The organism is Dactylosporangium sp. NPDC000555 (assembly GCF_040300025.1).
GTDB lineage: Bacteria > Actinomycetota > Actinomycetes > Mycobacteriales > Micromonosporaceae > Dactylosporangium.
This window is the reverse complement of sequence record NZ_JBEPDB010000058.1, coordinates 1-18,707: the sequence shown is the minus strand read 5'-3', so window position 1 is coordinate 18,707 and position 18,707 is coordinate 1. Positions and strand designations below refer to the sequence as shown.

The following is an 18,707-nucleotide window of genomic DNA, read 5'->3' as shown; positions in this document are numbered from 1 at the left end:
GGCGCGGCGCACCCGACCCGCCCGGCGCACGGTCCGAAAGCCGATAGATCCGGCGATCATGGCGGCCCGGACGGGCGGGCGGTCAGGACCAGCCGTAGCCCGAGCGCAGCTGGGCGGCGACGCGGTCGAAGCGCTCGCGGTCCAGGATCGCGCCCTCGCGGCGGATGCCGTGGGCCTCGACCGTGAGGACGCGGTCCAGGCGTACCCAGCTCGGGCGATTGTCGCGATCCCACGAGCCCGGGCCCAGCGCGAACCAGTTGCGCTGGCCGTCGCGCTCGGACTGGCTCGACAGCATCAGGCCGAGCACCGAGCTGCCCGAGCGCCCCACGACCAGGACCGGGCGGTCCTTGCCCTGGCTCGGGTCGTCCTCGTACGGCACCCACGTCCACACGATCTCGCCGGGGTCCGCGTCGCCGTCCAGCTGCGGGGAGTACGTCAGCAGCTTCTGCGTCTCGTGCCGCGGGGGCGGGCCGGGCGCCGGGCGGTGCGGGCCGGGCACCGGCTGGCGCGGGCGGGGCGGCGCCGTGACCGGAGGGGCGGCCTGGGGGCCGGGACCTGACGGGCGGAGCAGGTCGAGGATGGTCGACACCGCCTGAAGAAGTCGTTTCACGCCGACGACCATAACGGGCGCCTGCTTTACGATCCTGGGCGCGGCCGGGACACTGTGGCGCATGTACGACTTTGATGTCCTCGTCCTCGGCTCCGGGCCGGGTGGACAGAAGGCCGCCATCGCGGCGGCGAAGCTCGACCGCCGCGTCGCCGTCATCGAGCGGCGCAACATGATCGGTGGGGTCTGCATCAACACCGGCACCATCCCGAGCAAGACGCTGCGTGAGGCCGTGACGTACCTGACCGGCCTCAACCAGCGGGACATGTACGGCCAGAGCTACCGCGTCAAGGAGGACATCACCGTCAGCGATCTCGCGGCCCGCACCACGCACGTCATCGGGCGGGAGATCGAGGTCATTCGCAGCCAGCTGGCCCGCAACCGGGTGCGGCTGTTGCCGGGCACCGGGCGCTTCGCCGACCCGCACACCCTCGTGGTCGAGGACGACCAGGGGGGCGAGTCGCACGTGTCCGCGGAGAAGATCATCGTCGCGGCCGGGACGCGGCCGGCGCGGCCGGACAGCGTGGACTTCGACGACGAGACGATCATCGACTCCGACGGCATCCTCAACCTGGACAAGGTGCCCGGGTCGATGGTCGTGGTCGGGGCCGGGGTCATCGGCATCGAGTACGCGTCGATGTTCGCCGCGCTCGGCACCAAGGTCACCGTCGTCGAGCGGCGCGAGCGCATGCTGGACTTCTGTGACCTGGAGATCATCGAGTCGCTGAAGTACCACCTGCGCGACCTGTCGGTGTCGTTCCGGTTCCGCGAGTCGGTCGCCTCGGTGCAGCGCCACGGCCGCAGCGCCGTCGCGGTGCTGGCCAGTGGCAAGCGGATCGCGGCGGACACGGTCATGTACTCGGCCGGGCGGCAGGGCGCCGCCGACCTGCTCGCGCTGGACAAGGCGGGCCTGAGCGCCGACGAGCGCGGGCGGATCAAGGTCGACCAGCACTTCCGCACCGAGGTACCGCACATCTACGCGGTCGGCGACATCATCGGCTTCCCGGCGCTCGCGTCGACGTCGATGGAGCAGGGCCGGCTGGCCGCCCACCACGCCTGCGACGAGCCGGTGCGCGGCATGCACTCGTTGCAGCCGATCGGCATCTACACGATCCCGGAGATCAGCTTCGTCGGGCGCACCGAGGACGACCTGACCGACAACAACATCCCGTTCGAGGTCGGCATCGCCCGCTACCGGGAGCTGGCCCGCGGACAGATCATCGGCGACTCGTACGGCATGCTGAAGCTCATCGTGTCGCCGGAGGACGGGAAGATCCTCGGCGTGCACGTGTTCGGCACGGGCGCGACCGAGCTCGTCCACATCGGACAGACGGTGATGGGCTGTGGCGGGACCGTCGACTACCTGGTGGACGCGGTCTTCAACTACCCGACGCTCGCGGAGTCCTACAAGGTCGCCGCGCTCGACGCGATGAACAAGATCCGGTCGGTGTCCCGGCTGTCCACATAGGGCGACCTCGCCGGCTCGGCCGCCGACGTCGCCGGCCCTGCCGCGGAGGCGTTCCTCGCGGCGATCCAACAGGCTGCCCGTCGTCGAGGGCGAACGACCGCGAAAGAACGCGTGAATGAATGAGGAAATCGGTTGCCGTGCGTAAAACATTCCGTCGCGCGGTGTAGATGTGGCGGGCCTTCGTCAGTACCATCTAAACCGCCAAATGCGCAAAAGGCGTGAATGGCGTCGTGTGGGCCGCTCGGAACGATCCTGCCAGGTACTCCTCATTCGGCAATGAACTGGGTAGCGTCTGCCTGGCCGCAGGCAAGCGCGGGGTCCGGTAAGGGATTCAGGTAAGGGCAGCTGGGAGTGAGCGGGTCGGCACGCGGGGTGCTGGCGGGGTACGTCGGCACGATGGTGGTCCTCGTGATCGCCAACTTCGCGCTGCCCGGACTCCACCTCGTGCTGTGGTCCGCGATCGGCTTCGCGAGCGTCGCGGGGATCCTGCTCGGCGTCTACCTGCACCGGCCGCGCCGCCGGGCGCCGTGGCTGCTGCTGGCCGCCGCGGTCGCGTGTTTCATCACCGGCGACCTCGCCGCCGACGTGCTGACCAGGCTGCTGCACCGGCCCGGCTTCCCGTCGGTCGCCGACGCGTTCTACCTTACGGTCTACGCACTCATCGCCGCTGCCCTGATCTGGCTCTACCGTCTCGGCGTGGTGCGCCGCGACCCCGCCGGGCTGTTCGACGCCATCACGCTGACCGCCGGGCTCGGGCTGCTGTCATACATCTTCCTGATCCGCCCGTACGTCGAGAACGAGAACCTGTCCGCGCTGGAGCGGACCATCTCCATCGCGTACCCGCTGGCCGACATGGTCGTGCTGCTCGTCGGCGCGCGGCTCATCGCCTCGGTGCGCTTCAACACCGCGATCGCGCTGCTGGCTGCCGGCGGGATCGGGCTGCTGAGCTCGGACGTGGGCTACGGCCTGCGCCAGCTCGCCGGCGACTGGTCGACCGGCGGCCCGGTCGACATCGGCTGGGCCGGGTTCTACGTGCTGTGGGGCGTCGCGGCGCTGCACCCTTCCATGCGGCAGCTCACCGAGCCCAAGGTCCAGCGCGGCGGGGACGAGCGCCTCGGCCGGCTGCTGTCGCTGGGCCTGTCGCTGTTCATCGCACCGATCGTGCTGTTCGTCGAGATGCGGGGAGGCCGGGTGCGCGACGCCGCCGCCATAGCCGCCGTGTCGGCGCTGCTGTCCGGGCTGGTCCTGCTGCGGCTGGGCCGGGCGGTTCGCGCGCAACGGCTCACCGTCCAGCGGGAGCGGCGGCTGCGCAGCGCGGGCGCCGCGCTGCTCATGGCCACCGACGAGGAGGCGGTCGCCCGCACCGTGCGCGACGCCGTCGCCGAGCTGCTGCCGCCCGGCCGCTCCCACGCGGTCGCGCTCGGCCCGGCCCTGGGCGACAAGGTGTCGATGCCATACACGTCCGCGGTGGACCCCGAGGTCGCCGGCGCGCTCGGCGACTTCGAGGTGACGCTGTGCTGCCCGCTCGCGCTCGCCGACGGGCGGGACGCCGAGCGGGCGCTCTACATCGCGGCGGACGAGGTGATGCTGGTCGGCCTGCAGGACGTCGCCCAGATCCTCGCCACCCAGGCCGCCATGGCGCTGGAGCGCATCGCGCTCGGCGAGGAGATCGGGCGGCGCAACAGCGAGGCGTACTTCCGCACCCTCGTGCTCAACACCACCGACGTGATCCTCATCGTCGGCGCCGACGACCTGGTCCGCTACGCGAGCCCCTCGGCCCAGGCGCTGTTCGGCTCCGACCTCGTCGGCACCGCGCTGCCGTCCGCGTTCGCCGGCGGCAGCGCCGTCGAGGTCGGGCGGCGGCTGCACGAGGTGCGCACCGGCGGCGCCGACCGGCCCGGCGAGGACCTGCGGGTGACCGGCGCGGACGGGCGGCCGGCGCTGGTCGAGGCTACGTTCCGGGACCTGCGCGACGAGCCGACCGTGCGCGGCCTGGTCGTCACGCTGCGGGACGTGACCGAGCGCAGCCGGCTGCAGGCCGAGCTGTACCAGCGGGCGACCTTCGACGCGCTCACCAAGCTGCCCAACCGCGAGGTGTTCCTGACCCGGGTGCAGGAGGCGGTCGCCTCCGGCGCGGAGACCGGGGCCACCGTCGGCGTGCTCATCGTCGAGCTCGACGACTTCAAGGTCGTCAACGACACCTTCGGCCACGGCGCCGGCGACGCGCTGCTGGTCGCGGTGGGGCAGCGGCTCACCGAGGCGCTGCGGGCCGTCGACGGCTCCTACGGGGCGGCCGGGACCGTCGCCCGGCTCGGCGGTGACGAGTTCGCCGCGCTGGTGCGCCGGGCGGGCACGCCCGGCGACGTGGAGCGGGTCGCGGAGCGGGTGCTGCGCAGCTTCCAGGCGCCGTTCGGGCTCGCCCACGGTACCGTCACCGCCACCGCCAGCATCGGGGTGGCCACGACCGCCGAGGCGGCCAGCGCGCAGGACCTGCTGCGCCACGCCGACCTCGCCGTCTACGTGGCCAAGGACGCCGGCCGGGACCGCTGGCGGCGCTACGAGTCCTCGCTGCACAGCGCGGTCGTCGAGCGGCACAAGCTGCGCGCCGACCTCGACCGGGCCATCGCCGACAAGGCGTTCCTGCTGCACTTCCAGCCGATCGTCACGCTCGCCGACGACCGCACGCGCGGCTTCGAGGCCCTCGTGCGGTGGAACCACCCGACCCGCGGCATGGTGCCGCCCGACGAGTTCATCTCCGTCGCCGAGGAGAGCGGCCTCATCGTGCCGCTCGGCGCCTGGGTGCTGACCAACGCCATCACCGCCGCCGCGCAGTGGCGCATCGCGTACCCGGGCGAGGAGGTCTACGTCTCGGTCAACGTCTCGGCGCGGCAGTTCCGCTCGCCGGACTTCGCCCAGTGGGTGCTCGCCGAGATCGACCGGATGGGCCTGCCGCCCGGCGCCCTGCTGCTGGAGATGACCGAGAGCCTGCTGCTGCACGACGACGGCGAGGTCGCCGCGGAGCTCGCCGCGCTGCGCCAGGCCGGCGTGCGGATCGCCATCGACGACTTCGGCACCGGCTTCTCGTCGCTGTCCTACCTGCGCCGGCTGCCCGTCGACGTGCTCAAGCTGGACAAGAGCTTCATCGACACCGTCGTCTCCTCGACCGAGCAGCACGCGGTCGTGAACATGATCGTTCAGCTGGCCCGGCTGCTGAAACTGCAGGTCGTGGCCGAGGGGATCGAGACTCCCGCCGAGCGGGAACTCCTCGTGTCGATGGGGTGCGACCACGGCCAGGGCTACTTGTTCTCGCGGCCATTGAGCTACGGTGACGCGAGTCAATGGTTGTCGGACGATGCGTCGGGGCCTCAACGACGAGGCCGCACCGCGGCCTGAACCATCCGGAGGACACGTGCACGTCACAGATCTCGCCACCGAAGTCGATCTTGACCCGAGGTACAGCGGCATCGCCCGCCTGCGCACGCAGACCCGCTTCTACGACGCCGTCATCGACGAGATCGACGGGCGGCGGATCCGCGTCGGCGGGCACTGGCTGACCGACTGGGCCTCCTGCAACTACCTGGGCTTCGACCTCGAGCCGCAGATCATCGACGCCGTCCAGGACGAGCTGCGCCGGTGGGGGACCCATCCGTCGTGGTCGCGGATGCTGGGCAACCCCGCGCTGTACCCGCGGATCGAGGAGCGCCTCGCCGCGCTGCTCGGCGCGCCCGACGCGCTCGTGCTGCCGACCATCACGCAGATCCACCTCTCGGCGATCCCGGCGCTGGCCCAGCGGGGGACGCTGCTGGTCGACTCCCGGGCGCACAAGACCATCTGGGACGGCTGCGTCTTCGCGCGCGCCCAGGGCGCCACGCTGTCGCGGTTCCGCTCCCTGGACGAGCTCGCGTCGCTGCTGGCCGGCGGAAACCTGGCCGCGCCGGTGCTGGTGTGCATGGACGGCGTGAACAGCATGACCGGAAACATCCCCGATATCCGCAAATACCTGGACCTGTGCCGGGCGCACGGCGCCATCCTCTACGTCGACGACGCCCACGGCTTCGGGGTCATCGGCGAGCGCCGCGAGGACGAGACCAGCCCCTACGGCGCCGCGGGCAACAGCATCGTGCGGCACTTCGGGGAGGCCTACGACGACGTCGTGCTCGTCGGCGGCTTCTCCAAGGCGTACTCGTCGCTGCTGGCGTTCCTGGCGGTGCCGACGGTGCTCAAGAATCGGCTCAAGGCGTCCGCCGCCCCCTACCTGTACTCCGGCCCGTCGCCGACGGCGTCGCTGGCCACGGTGCTGGCCGGCTTCGACGTCAACGCCGAGCGCGGCGACAAGCTGCGCGCCGAGCTCTACCGCATGTCGATGCGCGTGCTCAACCACGTCCGCGGCCTGGGCGTGTTCACCCCGAACACCGACGACACGCCGATCATCGAGCTGCCGATCGCGCTGGACCGCGACCTCGTCGAGGTCTCCGAGCTGCTGTGGGAGCGGGGCCTGTTCGTGACCCTCGCGCCCTACCCGGGCGTGCCACGCGACCAGGTCGGCTTCCGGGTGCAGGTCACCGCGGCCAACACCGACGAGCAGATCGACCACCTCAACGACGTGATCGGCGAGCTCGCCGCCGCCGGCGTGTTCCAGGAGGCCCGGGAGGGCAGCGCCAGCTGACCGGCCACGCGCCGCCCGGGCCCGCTAGACGCTGCGCGTCACCAGCACCGGCGAGGCGGCGTGGTGCACGACCATCTGGGTCACCGGGTTGGGGCGGGGCTGCTCGTACCACCCGACCCGGTGCGCGCCCACGATGAGCATCAGCGCCGTGCGGGCCGCCTCCGTGAGCGTCTCCAGCACGCCGCTGTCGCGGCTGTCGAAACGGGTCTCGACCTCCGGGTGCCGGCGCAGCCACGGCTCGAGCTCCGCCGAGACCGCCTCGTGCGGCCGGGCCCGCCCGGCGTGCAGGGCGATGAGCGGCACGTGCCGAGATGCCGCCTCGCCGTAGCCGTACGCCAGGGCACGCTGGCTGGAGGGGGAGCCGTCGACGCCCACCACGACGGGGGAGTGGGCGGGCAGCGCGGCCATCGGGTCGGCCCACCGCCAGCCGTTGTTGACCACGAGGACCGGGCAGTGCGCGAACGCGGCGAGATGCGCGCCCACCGAGGCGTCGAACAGGCCGCCGTCGTGCACCCGCCCGCCGATGACGACGAGCGCGGCGGTGCGGGACTGCTCGCGCAGCACGCGGGCGGGCGACCCGCCGAGGGTCATCGTCTCCACCGCGATGCCCGGCTGCCAGGATCTCGCCTCGGCGGCGGCGTCGAGCACGAGGCCCTGCCCGTCGGCCGGGCCCTCCCACGACAGGGCGTGCACCACCCGCAGCAACCGGCAGTGCCGGGCGGCCTCGTCCGCGGCCCACCGCACGGCGCCCAGCGACGCGGTCGAACCGTCGACGCCGACGACGATCGGACTGTGTTCCAGCAGCATGGCGACCCCCTCTGGTTCCACCGTCCCTCTCCGGGCACGCTGGGGCAAGGCCGTCCTGCGCGCCTACGCCGCCACCGAAGACCCGCGTGCCGCCGCCGGACACGCCCGGGCGCGTGTCCCGGCTGTATCAGACATTTCATGATATCCCGCGTAGATCGCCGCGGCGGTGGCCCCGTCCTCTTTGTCCGCTCCGTTTCAACCGTTCTGTTGGCTTACGCCGGGTCCGCGATTGACACCGGACTTGGGGCCCCCATACGGTTCGAGCCACCATGAAGCACCTCGGCGGATCATCGAAGCTGCTCAGAGCCCTGAACGACGCGGCCGCCCTGAGTCACGTGCTGGAACGCGGGCCGCTGACCCGCGGTGAGCTGCGCGAGCTCACCGGGCTGTCCAAGCCGACCATCTCGGAGGCGCTGCGGCGGCTGACGGAGGCGGGGCTGGTGAGCGTGGTCGGCTACGTCAGCGCGGGGCCCGGGCCCAACGCCGAGGTGTACGCCGTGAACCCCGACGCCGCCTACTCCGTGGCCCTGTCGGTGCGCGACCGCGGGGACTGCGACATCCCGACCGTCACCGCCGCCGTGACCGACCTGGCCGGAACGGTGCGCGGGCGGCTGGAGTCCGCCGTGGACTTCGCCAGCGCCGACCCGGTCGCCGCGATCGCCGACACGGTCGAGTCGCTGTGCAAGGAGGCCGGCGTCGCCCGCGACCCGGTCGCGCAGGTGCAGATCGCGGTGGCCGGTGCATACGACCCGCGCGGCGACGTGCTGCACCACGTCGAGGTGCCCGGGTGGGGGCGCGCGGGGCTGGTCGAGGAGCTGCGTGGCCGGCTCGGCGTGCCGGTCGGCGTCGACAACGACGTCAACCTGGCGGCCGTGGCCGAGCGCGCCCACGGCGCCGGGCGCGACGCGGACAGCTTCGCCCTGCTCTGGCTCGGCGAGGCCGGCCTCGGGCTGGCCATCGACCTCGGCGGCACCCTGCTGCGGGGCGCCCGGGGCGGGGCGGGCGAGATCGGGTACATGCCGATGAACGTGGCGGGCGGCGGCGCCGCGCGGGTCGACTTCCAGGACCTGGTCGGCGGCCCGGCGGTCCTGGAGCTGGCCGCGGCGCACGGCATCACCGCCCCGAGCGCGGCCCGGACGATGGCCACCGCGGTCGCGCGGGCCGACGCCGGCGACCCGGCGGCGCGCGAGTTCGTCACGGTGCTCGCCGGCCGCATCGCGATCGGCCTGTCGGCCGTGGTCGCGGTGCTCGACCCGCCGCTGGTCGTCATCGGCGGCGAGGTCGGCCAGGCCGGCGGCGAACTGCTCGGCACAGCGGTCGCGACCGCCCTGGCCGAGGCGGCGCCGCTGGACACCACGATCGCCACCACCCGGGTGCGGGACGACGCCGCGCTGCTCGGCGCCCAGCAGGCCAGCCGCGCGTTCGTCCGCGAGGCGATCCTGGCCTCATTGCGCCGCCCCTGACCGGTTCGGGCGGCGCCACCGGGGGCAGAGACGGGCACATGAGCACACCTGTCGTACTCATCACCGGGGCGCTGACCGGCATCGGCCGCGCCACCGCGCTCGCCTTCGCCGAGCGGCACGCCGCCGTGGTCGTCGCCGGGCGGCACGACGACGCCGGGCAGGAGCTGGTCGCCGACCTGCTCGACGCCGGGGCCCAGGCCGCGTACGTGCACACCGACGTCCGGCGCGACGACGAGGTCGCGCGGCTCGTGGACGGGACCGTCCAGCGCTTCGGGCGGCTCGACGTGGCCGTGAACAACGCGGGCACCGAGGGGTTCGTCGGGCGCCTGGAGGACCAGACGCCCGAGACGTACGCCGAGACGTTCGAGACCAACGTGCTGGGCACCATGCTGAGCCTCAAGCACGAGCTGCGGGCCATGCTGCCCCAGCACAGCGGCAGCATCATCAACATGTCCTCGGTCGTCGGGCACGCCGGGGAGCCCGGGGCGTCGGTGTACGCGGCCAGCAAGCACGCCGTCGAGGGGCTGACCCGATCGGCGGCACTCGAGGCGGCCCCGTCCGGGGTGCGGGTCAACGCGGTCGCGCCCGGGCCCGTCCAGACCGCGATGCTCGACCGGTACGTCGGCACCGAGCAGGGCCGGGCGGCGTTCGCGGCCCGCGTGCCGATGGGCCGCATCGGAACACCCGACGAGATCGCCGACACCGTGGTGTTCCTCGGCTCGGACCACGCCAGCTTCATCACCGGGCAGGTGGTGACCGTCGACGGCGGCATCACGGCGAGCTGACCGGCAACCGGAGAGCGCGACGACACCGGGCGGGCCGGGGGAGCGCGACGGTGACAGAATCGGGCACCGATGCGACCCGATCACGTCCTCGCCGCGCTCGCCGATCTCGCCCCCGCCGGGCGCGACCGCGTGCTCGACGTGGCCAAGGGCGACCAGCCGCTGGTCTGGCTCGCCGACCCGGACCGGGTGCCGCGCGGCCGGGCCGCCGACCGGCTCGCCGCCCTGGACGCCCTGCACCGCGACGAGCGGATCCTGCGCCGCGGCTGGGCGTGGCTGCTGGGCTCGGCCGAGGTCGACGGGTCGGTCCGCCGGCTGCGGCTGCCGCTGGTCGCCGAGCCGGTACGGCTGGAGCGCTCCGGCGGCGGGCGGCGCGGCCACCGGATCGTGCCGGCCGGCGACCTCGAGGTCACGCCGCTCATCGGCGACCGGGAGCTGGCCGCCGTGCTGGAGTCCTCGCCCGGGCTGGGCACCGCGGCGTGGCTCGCCGCGACCGGCACCGCCGCCTGGGTCGCCACCGCGGCGCAGGCCGCCGGGCTGAAGCCGGACCGCATCGCCGCCGACGACACCCCGATCGCCCGGCTGCCCGACCGGGAGCTGCTCGGCCAGGCGGCCGCGGCGCTGTACGTGGTCCGCGACGTGTCCTCCGCCGGGCTGCGCGACACGCTGCGCGCCTGGGCCGCCCGGCCCGGGCTGGAGGACACCGCGCTGGCCCACGTCTACGGCGACGCGACCGTGCCGCAAGAGCCCGACGACGAGGCCGACGTGCACTCCCCGCTGCCGCTCAACGCGGCCCAGCGCGAGGTCGTCCGGCGGGTCCGGCGCGAGCGGGTGGTCGTGGTGTCCGGGCCACCGGGCAACGGTAAGAGCCACGCCGTCGTCGCCGCGGCCCTCGACACGGTGTACCGCGGCGGGTCCGTCCTCGTCGCCACCCAGGCGCCGCACGCCGCCGAGGTGCTCGGCGAGCTCCTCGGCCGCTACCCGGGCGCCGAGCCGGTGCTGTTCGGCGACGCCGAGCGGCGCGGACGGTTCGCGCTGGCGCTGGCATCCGGGCGCCCCGACAGCGTGACGTCCCGCGCGCTGCAGGCCCGCCAGGCCGAGCTCGCCGCCGCCGCGGCCGCCGTCCGGGCGCTCGAGCAGGGCGTCGCCGCGGCGCTCGGGCTGGAGCGGCGGGCGGCGACCATGGCCGTCTGGGAACCGCTGCTGGCGGGCCTGCGGCTGGAGGCCCCGAAGGTGTTCGGCCGCGATTTCGACGTACCGAAGGTGAGGAAGGCCCTCGCCTCGCGGTTCTTCGCACGGCTGCGGGTGCGCCGGCTCGCCGGTGTCGCGCCCGAGCGGCTCCCCGCACTGCTGGAGGCCCTCGAGGCCGACCGCGCCGCGGCCACCCTGGCCGTCAACGGCGGCACCGACCTCGCCCCCGTCTGGCCCGCGCTGCTGGCCGCCGACGCGCGCCTGCGGGACGCGGCCGGCGCCGCGATGCACGACGCGGCCGCGGCCGCCGGCCGATGGGGCGGCGACGCCCGGCGCAGCGCCGCAGCCCTGGCCGCCGCGCTGCGCGCCGGCCGCAACCGCCGCCGCGAGGCCCTCGCCGCGCTCGACGGCCCGGCGCTGGTGCGCGCGTTGCCGCTGTGGATCGGCACGGTCGCCGACGTCGAGGACCTGCTGCCGCCGACGCCGGGCCTGTTCGACCTGGTGATCCTGGACGAGGCCGCGCACATCGACCAGATCCGCGCCGCGCCGGTGCTCGCGCGGGCCCGCCGCGCCCTCGTCGCCGGCGACCCCGGCCAGCTGCGGTTCGTGTCGTTCGTCGCCGACGTCGACGTGGCCGCCACCCTGGCCCGGCACGAGCTGCCGGACCGGGTCGACGTGCGGCGCTCCAGCGCGTACGACGTGGCGGTCGGCGCGGCCCCGGTCACCTGGCTCGGCGAGCACTACCGGTGCGCGCCGCACCTCATCGAGTTCGCCGCCCGGCGCTTCTACGACGGCCGCCTGTCGCTGATGACCCGCACCCCGGCCACGGAGCGCGAGGCCGCCATCGACGTCGTGCGGGTGCCCGGCGCCGAGGTCCGCGACGGCGTCAACCGCGCCGAGGTCGACGCGGTCCTGGCGACCGTGCGCTCCCTCGCGCGGGCCGGGCATACCGGCATCGGCGTCGTCACGCCGTTTCGCGCGCAGGCCGACGCGATCGAGGCGGCGCTGCTCAAGGAGCTCACCGTCGAGGAGATCGAGCGGCTCGGCCTGCGCTCCGGCACCGTGCACGCCTTCCAGGGCGCCGAGGCCGACACCGTCGTGGTCTGCCTCGGCCTCGTCGACGGCGACACCCCGGCCCGCCAGCGCTTCGCCGCCGACCCCAACCTGTTCAACGTCATGACGACCCGGGCCCGCCGACGCCTCGTCGTGGTCACGTCCCTGACCGGCGGCAACGGCCTCGTCGCGGACTTCCTCGCGCACGCCGCGGCGCCGCCCGCGCCCGCCGGCCCCGTGGCCGGCGCGGCGCCGCGATGGGCCGTACGTCTCGCCGCCGAGCTGGCCGCGGCCGGTCGCGACGTGCGCCTGGCCTATGCGGTCGGCGACTGGACCGTCGACCTCGTTGTCGACGGCACCGGCTATGTCTGCGCGCCGCACCCGGACGGCGACGCCGCCCACCTGGAGCGCCAGCGAGAGCTGCTGCGCGCCGGCTGGACGGTGCGCGAGGCGTTCGCGAGCCGCTGGCAGCACGACCCGGTCCGCGCCGCCCTCGACCTGTGAAATCAGGGTGTCTTCGCGGGGTTTCCCCTGACGACGGCCGGGGCCCGGGGCATCAGACTCGAAGCATGACCGTACGCCGCATCCTCACCGTCGTCGGCGCCGCGCTGGCCGGCACCGTCTCCGCCACCGACGAGGCCGTCCCGCCCGCGGACCCGCGCGAGGTGCGCGCGCTGCTCGCCGATCTCGGCCTGCTGCGCCCGAACGCGTTCGAGGCCGAGGTGTCGCAGGCGCTGCGCCGCTTCCAGGTCCGCGCCGGCCTGCCGGTCGACGGCGTGGCGGGCCCGCGCACGACGCAGGCCCTGGCCCGCTCCGCCCGCGAGGCGCGCCACCTGCGCTCGCTGGGCATGGCCGCCTGACGGGTCAGACGCGCTGCACGTGCAGCGCCCCGAGCAGGCCGTCCAGGCCCTCGCGGGTGCCGATCGCCGGCCGCTCCTCCGGATGGCTGAGGTAGTGGTTGACCGCGTCGTGCAGGAACTCGCGGTGCACCGCCGAGCGTTGCAGCTGCAGCTGGATGCGCTGCGGGTTGCGCCGGCGTAGCGGGCCGCCGCCGCTGATCAGCTCCGGCCACAGGATGCCGAGCCGGCCCACGCCGAACACCGTGGGCAGCGGTCCGGTCATGATGGCCTGCCACGGCACGTCGTAGGTGCCGAGGGCGTCGACGACGGTCAGGCCGTCCGGGCGCAGGATCAGCCGGCCGGTACCGCGGATGAGCATGACGAGCCCATACACCGCGAAGTACATGAACGCCACGGTCACGGCGAACAGCATCCAGGTGTAGACGCCCCAGTCGTCGTCGGAATACGCCACGCTCAGCAGGATGCCGACGATCGCGGGCATGGCCGCGGCGTTGTTGGCGAGTCCGAAGTACGACGGAGGCGCGACGAACTCGCCGGGGCGGATCACGAACGAGCGCGGCTTCGGCCCATGGATCGACTTCACCAGGCCGGCCACGCCGGTCCCGACCAGCAGCACCGCCGACAGCAACTCCGGCCAGAGCTGCTCGTGCAGCGCGACCGTGAACGGCAGCAGCACGATGCCGGCACCGCCCACGAGCAGGTAATACAGCCAGGCTTTGCGCCGGCTTGCCGACTCGTTCTCCCCGTTCGCACGCTGTGACACGGTGCCACCTCCTTCGCACGGGAATGTACTGGGTCACCCGTACGTCTCGCCGCCACGAACTCGACACAGCCTAAGCGAACGTGCTGCCAGCCGAGCGCCCCCCTCCGGCTCGGCCGAACCGGCACACGGGCCGCGTTCGGGCTGCCGGATTCGTCACAGCGCCCGTGCGGCGGGCGGGCCTACGCTGGCGGCGTGCGAACCCTGCCGAGCACCGACGATCTGCTGCGGGTCATGACCATCCTGGGGATCGCGGGCGATCCGCTGTACATCATGAAGGACCATGCCGATGAGCGCCGCCGCGCGGAGCTGCTGGCGCACATCACCGCGGCGCTCGTCGACCGCCTCGAGACGCTGGAGACCCTCGCCGGCCTCGACGTCGACGACCGCGCCGACCTGCACTGGCGTGCCGACCGCGAAGCGGCGGGGGCCGGCCGCGTGGTCCGGCTCCAGACGGCGCGGCTGGCGTGGGTGCAGCAGAGCATCGCCCGGCAGCGCGGCCGGCGCCCGGACCCGGCGGCCGACGCCGTCGCCACCACGCTGGGGGTGCTCATCGAACTGCTCGCCTCGCGCGACTCCGGCCCGATAGTGGCCGACGCCGTCGCCAGCCTGTGCTCCGCCGCCGACCACCTGGGCACCGTGCTGCGGGCCGCGCCGAGCGAGTGTGTGTGAGCGCCATGTCGGGCGTGCCACCCGTAGCGGACGCTCAGCCCTTCGGCGGGGCGTTCTTCGCCAGGAAGTCGTCGACGGCGCGGGTCGCCTCCGCGGTCCCGTCGGCGGTGACGGTCAGCAACGCCGTGCCGTGCAGCTGGCCCGGCACGATCGACAGCGTGCGCTTGTCGCCCGGCGTGGCGTCGTGCATCGCCTGCGCCGCCGTCGCGAAGCTGGTGTCGCCGGTCGCCGCGACGTACAGCACCGGCACGCTCAGCCGCGCGACGGCCTGCAGGGCGTTCTCGCGGGCGTACGAGTCCGGCCCGGAGAGGCTGATCACCGCCGTGGCGGGCGGCTCCAGCCGCGCCCCGGCGATGAGTGCGGCGGTGGCGCCCCGCGAGGCGCCGATGAGCACCACGCCGCGTCCGCCCTTGGCCCGGGCGTATGCCGCGGCGGCCGCGACGTCGCCGGAGTTGGTGCCCGTCTCGGTGCGCCGCGAGCGGCCCTCGCCGTTGAAGTCGAACGCGAGGACCCGGTATCCGGCGGCGGCCTTCTGCTTGGCCCAGCTCAGCCACGAGCAGCCGGTGGCGGCGGCCTGTGGCGCGAGCACCAGCGTGACGTCGCCCTCGCCGAGCACGTAGCCGGCCAGGTACGTGCCGCCCTGCCCGGCGAAGGCCACCTGCTTGTCGTTGAGCTCCTGATCCCCGCACAGCCGGTCGGCCGGACTCGGTGCCGCCGCGGCGGTGGTGGCGCTGGTGGTGGCGTCCGGTGTGTCCGCCGTGCCGGCCTTGCTCCCACAGGCCGTGAGTCCCATGAGTCCCGTGAGCGACAGCGCGCAGCCAATCCTCATGATGAAGCGCATACCGTTGCGACCAACGACGACCCGTTCCGGTTGCACCGCCGGCACCGGTACTTCCGAGGCGTTCGGGCCAGGGTCGGCCCGGATGGGAAAACGGGGACGGGGGGCGAAAAGTCCGTTGCGGGCGCGGCGGTGAGCCGATAGACCGGGAGGCGGCGACGAGCGATCGCCAGAAGGGAGGAGCCGGTCATGTCCCGCAAGCACCGCACCGAGCTCTGGAGCATCACATGCACCTCACCTTCCGCCCCATCACTGGGCCTGACGAGCTGGACCTCTTCCGCCGCCTGACGTACGTCCTCGACGACGAGGTGCCCGGTGACCTCGCCGCCGGGCGACGCCGGCCCGGCTGGATGTGGATCGCCCAGGACGACGACGGCCGCGTCGTGGCCCGCGCCGCGTGGTGGTCGCGCGCCGGGTCACCGCACCCGCACCTGATGGACTTCTTCGACTTCGCCGACGGCCACGCCGACGCCGGCGAGCAACTCGTCCGCGCCGCGCTGGCCGAGATCCTGCCGGCCGGGGCGACGCCGCCGGAGTACATCCGGTTCGCGCCGCCGGACTGGCACGACGACCCGGCACCCGCGCGCCGGCGCATGGCCGCGCTGGAGCGAATCGGCGCCCGGCAACTCGTCGAGCGGCTCCGCCTGGAGTGGCGCCCGGGCACGCCGGTCCCGGCCGGTCCGGGCCGTCTGCACTTGCGGGAATTCGGCGGTACGGCGGAGGCCCTCGACCTGAAGACCGAGGCGCTCGAGGGCACCCTCGACGCGCACGGCCGCGCCGATCTCGCCCGGCGCCCGGCGCCCGGCGCGCAAGGTCGCCGCCGAGCACTTCGACGGCGAGCTCGAACGGTATCTGAGTCCCCGGGAACGGTGGCGGGTCGCGACGCTGCCCGACGGCGACCCGGTCGGGTTCGTCTTCCCGGCCCGCAACGACTACGGCCCGATCATCGCGTACATCGGCGTCCTGCCGCGCCACCGCGGGCACGGCTACATCGACGACGTGCTCGCCGCGGGCACCCGGGTCCTGGCCGGGCACGACACCCCGCGGATCCGGGCCACCACCGACGTCGGCAACGTGCCGATGGCGCGCGCGTTCGCCCGGGCCGGATACGTCAACTACCAGAACCAGATCGACATGACCTGGTGACTCACGGCCGCCTGCCTGACCACCTGCCGCGGGTCACTGCGGCAGGGCGTCGGGCCGGCGCTCGGCCGTGTACAGCGCCGTCACGTAGTGGTCCACCACCGTGCCGCCGGGCTGGCCGGCGACGACCTCGGCCACGTCGTCGAGGAAGGCCTCGCGGCGGACGGGGTCGAGCTCACGCACGTTCGGAAACGTCGCCCACAACGCCCGCGCGGCGGCCGGCGTCAACGGATGGTCCCAGCGGATCATCTCGACCTGGACCGGGCCGAACCAGCCGCCCGACGCCAACTCCGCCGTCCGGTCACCGACCAGCATCGGCGCCGGTATCTCGGCCGGATCCCGCCACTCATCGGGCATCCACCGCAGGTACAGCTCCTGCAGTTCGGCGCGCCAGGCCGGGGTGCGATCCGGGTCGCCGAACAAGTTCCACCACACCGCCAGCCATCCACCCGGCCGGACCAGGCCGGCCAGCCGGTGCACCGCGACACCGGCATCCAGCCAGTGCAACGCGGTCGCGCACACCGCCAGATCAAACCCGTCGCCGGGCACCTGCGCGGTCGCGAAGTCGCCCTCCACCACCGTCACGTCCCGACCGGCGAGGTTCGCCCGCAGCCGGGCCGCCAGGCCAGCACCCAGCTCCACCGCCACCACCGACGCGCCCTCGGCCACCAACCGGCCGGTCACCTGCCCGGTCCCCGGGCCCACCTCCAGCACGCGGGCCCCCGGCCGCAGCCCGCAGTCGGCGAGGACCTCGTAGACCCGCCTCGGGTAACCCGGCCGCGCGGCGTGGTAGTTGTCCGGGTCCTCGTTGAAGCTGGACCGCCGTCGCACCCGCAGTTCGTCGTCAGCCACAGCCGCACACCCTACCGCCGGTCCGTGCCTCACACGGTTGCATGGATGCATCGGCGCCGACGCGGCGGCGCTACCGGCCCGCGGCGGTGAGCAGGTCGGCGAGGTCGCCCAGGTCGCCGAGGCGCACGTCGCCGTCGAGGCCGCGCAGCGCGGCGACCGTCGCCCCGGCCGCGCGGCCCGCGTCGAGGCCCGGCTGGGAGTCCTCGACGACGAGGCAGTCGGCCGGCGCGACCCCGAGCCGGGCGGCGGCCTCGAGGTACGGGTCCGGGGCGGGCTTGCCGCGCGGCGTGTCCTCGACCGTGACGAGCAGCGGCGGGTCGATGCCGGCCGCGCCCAGCCGGGCCAGGGCCAGCCGCCGGTCGGCGCTGGTGACCACCGCCCACGGCAGGTCCAGCTCCTTCAGCGCGACCAGCAGCCGGGCCGCGCCGCCGATCGGCACCACGTCGTCGAGGTCCCCGTACTGCAACTCCAGCTGCCGCGCCGCGGCCCGCTCCACGCCAGCCGGGTCGAGGTGCGGCCGCACGGCGCGGATCGTGGTCGGCGCCGGGTTGCCGTGCATGTGCGGGATGATCTGGTCCACGGCGACGCCGGCCTCGGCGGCCCAGGCCAGCCAGGCGCGCTCCACGGCGGCGTCGGAGTCGACGAGGGTGCCGTCCATGTCCAGCAGTACCGCGGCGAAGCGCCACATTTGGCCGTACCCCCTCGGATAAATAAACTCGTCTCGCGAGCATAATAACCGGGAGCGTGCGATGACGACGATGCGGGCCGAGGCGCTGCGCGTGCAGGGCGCGCTCGCGCTGCTGCGCCACGCGCACGCGCACCCAGGCGTGACCCGCGCGGAGGCGGCCGCCGGTCTCGGGCTGAGCAGCGGCTCGGCGACCGAGATCATGGGCCGGCTGCGCGCCGCGCGGCTGCTGGGCGAGCGGGCGTCCGCACCGACCGGAGGGCGCGGGCGGCCGAGCACCGTGCTCGTGCCGCACCCCGAGGGGCCGCTCGTGGCCGTCGTCGAGCTGACCCACGCCACGTGGACGGTGACCACCGCGGCCATCGGCGGCGAGCTCGCCCCGGCGCCCGGGCACCGTCACCGCGGCGGCCCGCCCGGCGAGGTGCTCGCCGAGGTCGGCGCGGCGCTCGACGGGCTGCGCGCGCGCCACGGCGACCGGTTGGTCGCTGTGGGCGTCGCGGTGCCGGGCACGGTGCGCGGGCACACGGTCGGGCAGGCCGCGACCCTGCGATGGCGCGACGTCGACCTGTCCGGTCTGGCCGCGTCGGCCGGGGGCGTGCCGCTGACCGTCGGCAACGACGCATCCCTGGCCGGCGTGGCCGAGGCGTTGCGGGGCGCGGCGCGCGGCGTGCCGGTGGCGCTGTACCTCACCGTCGAGGTCGGCATCGGCGGGGTGCTGCTCGTCGGCGGCGCCCCCGTGCTCGGCGCCACCGGAGCCGGCGGCGAGTTCGGGCACGTGCCGTTCGGCGATCCCGGCCTGCGCTGCCCGTGCGGTTCACCTTCTCCCGCGACGGCGAGGCGCCCGAGATCGACGTCGTGGC

17 protein-coding genes are annotated in these 18,707 nt (G+C 74.2%); 10 read left to right on the top strand and 7 right to left on the bottom strand.

Annotated elements, in window-relative coordinates; genetic code table 11:
- Positions 1 to 82 precede the first annotated feature (82 nt).
- The gene (locus tag ABT297_RS28960) at positions 83 to 610 is read right to left on the bottom strand and encodes a type II toxin-antitoxin system PemK/MazF family toxin (protein WP_502885660.1); all 528 of its coding nucleotides are present in this window, start codon (positions 608 to 610) and stop codon (positions 83 to 85) included.
- Between the two features lie 61 nt (positions 611 to 671).
- Here ABT297_RS28960 and sthA point away from each other — a divergent pair, with 61 nt between their 5' ends.
- From sthA to ABT297_RS28945, 3 genes are all read left to right on the top strand, one after another.
- The gene (gene sthA / locus ABT297_RS28955) at positions 672 to 2,075 is read left to right on the top strand and encodes a Si-specific NAD(P)(+) transhydrogenase (RefSeq protein WP_350555284.1); all 1,404 of its coding nucleotides are present in this window, start codon (positions 672 to 674) and stop codon (positions 2,073 to 2,075) included.
- A gap of 351 nt (positions 2,076 to 2,426) precedes the next feature.
- Positions 2,427 to 5,468, top strand: a complete 3,042-nt coding sequence (locus ABT297_RS28950) for a putative bifunctional diguanylate cyclase/phosphodiesterase (protein ID WP_350555282.1) — start codon at positions 2,427 to 2,429, stop codon at positions 5,466 to 5,468.
- Between the two features lie 16 nt (positions 5,469 to 5,484).
- Positions 5,485 to 6,741 carry an aminotransferase class I/II-fold pyridoxal phosphate-dependent enzyme gene (locus tag ABT297_RS28945; RefSeq protein ID WP_350555280.1) on the top strand — a complete coding sequence of 419 codons (1,257 nt, stop codon included), beginning with the start codon at positions 5,485 to 5,487 and terminating at the stop codon, positions 6,739 to 6,741.
- 24 nt (positions 6,742 to 6,765) lie between these two features.
- On the opposite strand, the gene ABT297_RS28940 is transcribed toward ABT297_RS28945, so the two are convergent.
- Positions 6,766 to 7,569 (bottom strand): universal stress protein, encoded by an 804-nt coding sequence (locus ABT297_RS28940; RefSeq protein WP_350555278.1) that lies wholly within the window; start codon positions 7,567 to 7,569, stop codon positions 6,766 to 6,768.
- Between the two features lie 248 nt (positions 7,570 to 7,817).
- Between ABT297_RS28940 and ABT297_RS28935 the strand changes: the two genes are divergently transcribed.
- From ABT297_RS28935 to ABT297_RS28920, 4 genes are all read left to right on the top strand, one after another.
- Positions 7,818 to 9,011: an ROK family transcriptional regulator gene (locus ABT297_RS28935; protein WP_350555276.1), complete on the top strand. Its 1,194-nt coding sequence runs from the start codon at positions 7,818 to 7,820 to the stop codon at positions 9,009 to 9,011.
- A gap of 38 nt (positions 9,012 to 9,049) precedes the next feature.
- Complete coding sequence (locus tag ABT297_RS28930; RefSeq protein WP_350555274.1) at positions 9,050 to 9,796, top strand: SDR family NAD(P)-dependent oxidoreductase; 747 nt, start codon at positions 9,050 to 9,052, stop codon at positions 9,794 to 9,796.
- 69 nt (positions 9,797 to 9,865) lie between these two features.
- Positions 9,866 to 12,541: an AAA domain-containing protein gene (locus ABT297_RS28925; RefSeq protein ID WP_350555272.1), complete on the top strand. Its 2,676-nt coding sequence runs from the start codon at positions 9,866 to 9,868 to the stop codon at positions 12,539 to 12,541.
- Positions 12,542 to 12,606: 65 nt separating this feature from the next.
- A complete protein-coding gene (locus ABT297_RS28920) occupies positions 12,607 to 12,897 on the top strand; it encodes a peptidoglycan-binding protein (protein ID WP_350555270.1) in 291 nt (96 codons plus the stop codon).
- 4 nt (positions 12,898 to 12,901) lie between these two features.
- Here the strand turns inward: ABT297_RS28920 and ABT297_RS28915 are convergent, their stop codons facing one another.
- Entirely contained in the window at positions 12,902 to 13,660 is a 759-nt protein-coding gene (locus ABT297_RS28915; protein WP_350555268.1) for a hypothetical protein, read from the bottom strand.
- Between the two features lie 192 nt (positions 13,661 to 13,852).
- Here ABT297_RS28915 and ABT297_RS28910 point away from each other — a divergent pair, with 192 nt between their 5' ends.
- A complete protein-coding gene (locus tag ABT297_RS28910; RefSeq protein WP_350555266.1) occupies positions 13,853 to 14,329 on the top strand; it encodes a hypothetical protein in 477 nt (158 codons plus the stop codon).
- 34 nt (positions 14,330 to 14,363) lie between these two features.
- Here the strand turns inward: ABT297_RS28910 and ABT297_RS28905 are convergent, their stop codons facing one another.
- Positions 14,364 to 15,158: an alpha/beta hydrolase family protein gene (locus ABT297_RS28905; RefSeq protein WP_350555264.1), complete on the bottom strand. Its 795-nt coding sequence runs from the start codon at positions 15,156 to 15,158 to the stop codon at positions 14,364 to 14,366.
- A gap of 425 nt (positions 15,159 to 15,583) precedes the next feature.
- Positions 15,584 to 15,979 (bottom strand): hypothetical protein, encoded by a 396-nt coding sequence (locus ABT297_RS28900; RefSeq protein ID WP_350555261.1) that lies wholly within the window; start codon positions 15,977 to 15,979, stop codon positions 15,584 to 15,586.
- Between ABT297_RS28900 and ABT297_RS28895 the strand changes: the two genes are divergently transcribed.
- Positions 15,948 to 16,313, top strand: coding sequence for a GNAT family N-acetyltransferase (locus tag ABT297_RS28895; RefSeq protein ID WP_350555352.1), 366 nt, complete (start codon positions 15,948 to 15,950; stop codon positions 16,311 to 16,313). The two genes, ABT297_RS28900 and ABT297_RS28895, sit on opposite strands and share 32 nt — an antisense overlap.
- Positions 16,314 to 16,346: 33 nt before the next feature.
- Here the strand turns inward: ABT297_RS28895 and ABT297_RS28890 are convergent, their stop codons facing one another.
- Together ABT297_RS28890 and ABT297_RS28885 are read right to left on the bottom strand one after the other, a co-directional pair.
- Positions 16,347 to 17,162 carry a class I SAM-dependent methyltransferase gene (locus ABT297_RS28890; protein ID WP_350555259.1) on the bottom strand — a complete coding sequence of 272 codons (816 nt, stop codon included), beginning with the start codon at positions 17,160 to 17,162 and terminating at the stop codon, positions 16,347 to 16,349.
- 70 nt (positions 17,163 to 17,232) lie between these two features.
- Positions 17,233 to 17,850, bottom strand: coding sequence for an HAD family hydrolase (locus ABT297_RS28885; RefSeq protein WP_350555257.1), 618 nt, complete (start codon positions 17,848 to 17,850; stop codon positions 17,233 to 17,235).
- Positions 17,851 to 17,911: 61 nt separating this feature from the next.
- Between ABT297_RS28885 and ABT297_RS28880 the strand changes: the two genes are divergently transcribed.
- Positions 17,912 to 18,707 (top strand): ROK family transcriptional regulator (locus tag ABT297_RS28880; protein WP_350555255.1); only part of this gene is annotated, 796 nt, incomplete at its 3' end.

Excerpts from the sequence above, each read along its gene's own strand:
- ABT297_RS28930 (WP_350555274.1), top strand. The coding sequence starts at position 9,050 with ATGAGCACACCTGTCGTACTCATCACCGGGGCGCTGACCGGCATCGGC.
- ABT297_RS28905 (WP_350555264.1), bottom strand. The coding sequence starts at position 15,158 with ATGAGGATTGGCTGCGCGCTGTCGCTCACGGGACTCATGGGACTCACG.
- sthA (WP_350555284.1), top strand. The coding sequence starts at position 672 with ATGTACGACTTTGATGTCCTCGTCCTCGGCTCCGGGCCGGGTGGACAG.
- ABT297_RS28935 (WP_350555276.1), top strand. The coding sequence starts at position 7,818 with ATGAAGCACCTCGGCGGATCATCGAAGCTGCTCAGAGCCCTGAACGAC.
- ABT297_RS28885 (WP_350555257.1), bottom strand. The coding sequence starts at position 17,850 with ATGTGGCGCTTCGCCGCGGTACTGCTGGACATGGACGGCACCCTCGTC.
- ABT297_RS28920 (WP_350555270.1), top strand. The coding sequence starts at position 12,607 with ATGACCGTACGCCGCATCCTCACCGTCGTCGGCGCCGCGCTGGCCGGC.
- ABT297_RS28925 (WP_350555272.1), top strand. The coding sequence starts at position 9,866 with ATGCGACCCGATCACGTCCTCGCCGCGCTCGCCGATCTCGCCCCCGCC.